Raw genomic sequence first — 3,345 nt, 5'->3', positions numbered from 1 at the left:
GGGGGGATCGCCTGGCGGGCCAGAAACAGCGCGGTCGAACCGGTCGCGCAATTATTGTTGACGTTGATGACGGGCAGGCCGGTGAGGCCGACTTCGTAGAGCATCGCCTGGCCGACGGTGGAATCGCCGTAGACATAGCCGGCGTAGGCCTGCTCGATCGCTTCGTAACGAATGCCGGCATCGGCGAGTGCGGCGCGCGCAGCGGCTGCGCCCATTTCCACATACGACGTACTTGTACTTGGCTTCGCAAACGGCACCATGCCGACACCGGAGACATAGACTTTCTCGCTCATTGCCGCCTCCCGGCCCGGTTCGGGCTTTTGAGTTGGGTCAAAACAGAATTTTTGTACGCGTATAGAGCAGGCGAACGCGTGTTCGAAAATAATGCGGAATGCTATTTGACTCCGATCATACTACTTAGTATATTAAGATGAAGTCAATATAAGAAAGCCGCTCTACAACACACTGACCGCCGAGCCTTCGGCGCAATGGAGAGACGATGGCGATTATTTGGGATCCTTCCCTCGACCCTGACGCAAGCAGATGGCGCGACATTGCGCGCCGTCTTGCCCACGATCAGCTGGCGCCGCGTGCCGCCGGCATCGACCGCGATCAGCGCTATCCCCACGAAAATGTCGACGCCCTCCATGAGAGCGGTATCGCATCGATGTTCATCCCGAAAGACTACGGCGGCGGCGGCGCTTCGCTGACCTCGTTCTGCGCCGTGATCGAAGAACTGGCGCAAGCCTGCGCCTCCACCAGCGGCATCGTCGCGACGCTGCAGCTGGGCGCCATGCCGCTGCTGTGCGCCGGCACCGATAAACAAAAAGACACCTATATCCGCGCCATGGTGGCCGGGCGCAAATCGATTTCGTTCGCACTCAGCGAGCGTGAAGCCGGCTCCGATCCGTCCAACATGCAGACCCTGGCCACACCGGAGAACGGCGGCTGGCGGCTGCGCGGCGAGAAGCGTTGGATCGGCGGCGGCGGCGAGTGCGCGTACTACGTAGTATTTGCGCAAACGGAGCCTGGCGCAGGCCGGCGCGGCATCGCCGCCTTCATGGTGGCGGCCGACGCCGAGGGCGTGCGCGACGATGCGCGCGAAGACAAGATGGGCATGCGCGGCACCGTCAACAGCACCGTCGTGCTCGACACTTGGGTCGCGGCCGACTGCATGATCGCGACGCCGGGCAAAGCACTCAGGCTGGCGCTCGAAGCACTTAACGTCGGACGCGTTGTTGTGGCGGCGCAATCGAACGGCATCGCACGCGCGGCATACGACGCTGCGGCACGCCGGGCGGCGGTTCGCACCACCTTCGGCCAGTGTCTTCTCGATCATCAGGGCATAGGTTTCAAACTTGCAGATGTCGCAACCCGGTTATCCGCAGGTAGAATGCTTGCATACGAAACCGCCCGCAGTTTTGATACTGGTCAGGATGTCGCGCTTATCGGCGCTCAAGCGAAGTTATTCTGTAGCGAGGCTGCCCACGATGCAGTCGATATCGGTGTACAGGTATTTGGCGGAGAAGGTTTCGTGAAGCCTTCGCTCGTCGAGCGTCTTTATCGTGATCAGCGCGCCACCGAAATTTATGAAGGTACTTCGGAGATCCAGAGACTGGTGCTCGCACGGGCGATTCATGCCGAGTTCAATAATGAGGAGCAAGCATAATGAAGGTCGACACAGCACGTCCCGCATCGACAAACAATGAATTCGCCGGAGACGATTCAGACCCGCGCAGCGAGATTCTCGACGCTGCCGCGCTGGCATTCATGACAAAAGGTTATGCCGCCACCAGCATCGACGATGTCGCCGATATCCTCAGCGCCACCAAGGGCAAGATCTACCATCACTACCGCAAGAAAGCCGACCTGTTCTTCGACGTGCACAAGCGCGGCATGGAAATGGACCTGGCCGCCGTGCAGGAAGCCGCCTCGAAATCCCACGCCCGGGCCATCGACAAGCTGCGCGCCATGACGCTGGCGCACATCACCGTGATCATGGACCACCTGCCCTACCAACGCGTCGCCGTGCAGGGTCTGGAGATGCACCTGGCCGGCGAAACCACCGCCGCCCAGCGCGAAGTGCTGTCGGAAATCCTGGTGCTGCGCGATCAGTACGAGAACCTGTTCCGCGACACCATCCGCCAGGTCATGACCGAAGGCCACGCGCCCGACCAGGACCTGCAGATCGTCGTCAAGGCCTTCTTCGGCGCACTGAACTGGACCACCATCTGGTTCCGTCCGCGCGCCGACCAGACCGAAGACGAAAAGCTGGCGGTCGCCAACTCCATCTCCACTTTTGCGATTCGCGGCCTCGGCGCGGAGCAATAACCATGCGCTCCGGTGCGCCGATCGCCGCCGCGCCCGCGCATCTCGATCCCGCTGAAAGCTGGGATCGCGCCACGCTGGAGGCATTCCAGCTGGAGCAACTGCGCGTGCAGCTGGCGCGGCTCGCCAGGGACAGCGCTTACTATGCGCCGCTGTTCCGGCAGCTGGACTGGAACGTCGGCGAGCTGCGCTCGCTGGCCGACCTGAGCAAACTTCCGTTTACCACCAAGCCTGATTACATCAACACGCTCGGCCCGCAGGCGCCGTTCGGCAAATTCATGACCGTGCCCCAGAGCGAGGTGCGGCGCATGCATTTTTCCTCCGGCACGACGTCGGCGCCCTCGCCGCAGTTCTGGAGCGAACGCGACCTCGACCGCTGGGCCGGCCTGTACGCACGTCACGCGCGCGCCCAGGGCATCGGCCCCGGCGACATCGTGCAATGCATGTTCAGCTATACCTGGTTCGTCGGCGGCCTCGGCGCCACCGCCGGCTATCAGCGCGCCGGCGCCATGGTGATCCCGGCCGGCAGCCAGGACACCGGGCGCCAGATCGACACGCTGTTCACTTACGGCAGCACGGTGCTGTGCGGCACACCATCGTTCATCACCCATCTCGCCGAAGAAGTGCGCAAGCGCGGCCGCGATCCGGCCGCCTCGACCGTGCGCAGCATCATGATGGGCGGGGAACCGGGCGCCAGCATTCCTGCCACGCGTCGCCGCATCGAAGCGCTGTGGGGCGCACGCGCCTACGACGCCTACGGTTGCCTTGAATTCCAGCCCATCGCCGGCGACTGCACCGCGCAAGCCGGACCGCACCTGGCGGAAGACTTCGCCTACGCCGAAATCGTCGATGCCGAAACCGGCGCCGCCGTTGCCGACGGCACGCCCGGCGTGCTGGTGCTGACCCATCTCGACAAACAAGCCGGCCCGCTGGTGCGCTGGTGGACCGGCGACATCGTGCTGCGCGACGCCACGCCGTGCAGCTGCGGTCGCACGCATGCGCGCCTGGTCGGCGGCG

General features: G+C 63.5%; 4 protein-coding genes. 3 read left to right on the top strand and 1 reads right to left on the bottom strand.

The window, feature by feature from the left end; all coding sequences use genetic code 11:
- The coding region (locus tag HLUSI_RS0113230) for a thiolase family protein (protein WP_462138090.1) at window positions 1–293 on the bottom strand (293 nt) is incomplete at its 3' end.
- 206 nt (window positions 294–499) lie between these two features.
- On the opposite strand from HLUSI_RS0113230, the gene HLUSI_RS0113225 reads away from it, so the two are divergent.
- The 3 genes from HLUSI_RS0113225 to HLUSI_RS0113215 all read left to right on the top strand — a co-directional run.
- Window positions 500–1,669: an acyl-CoA dehydrogenase family protein gene (locus HLUSI_RS0113225; RefSeq protein WP_016834433.1), complete on the top strand. Its 1,170-nt coding sequence runs from the start codon at window positions 500–502 to the stop codon at window positions 1,667–1,669.
- A complete protein-coding gene (locus tag HLUSI_RS0113220; RefSeq protein ID WP_016834432.1) occupies window positions 1,669–2,331 on the top strand; it encodes a TetR/AcrR family transcriptional regulator in 663 nt (220 codons plus the stop codon). Before HLUSI_RS0113225 ends, HLUSI_RS0113220 begins: the two co-directional genes overlap by 1 nt.
- Window positions 2,332–2,333: 2 nt before the next feature.
- Window positions 2,334–3,345 (top strand): phenylacetate--CoA ligase family protein (locus tag HLUSI_RS0113215; RefSeq protein ID WP_016834431.1); only part of this gene is annotated, 1,012 nt, incomplete at its 3' end.

The sequence above is a fragment of the Herbaspirillum lusitanum P6-12 genome, assembly GCF_000256565.1.
Classification (GTDB): domain Bacteria; phylum Pseudomonadota; class Gammaproteobacteria; order Burkholderiales; family Burkholderiaceae_D; genus Herbaspirillum; species Herbaspirillum lusitanum.
Note: the sequence above shows the minus strand (reverse complement) of the source record. Positions and strands in the feature narration are given on the sequence as shown.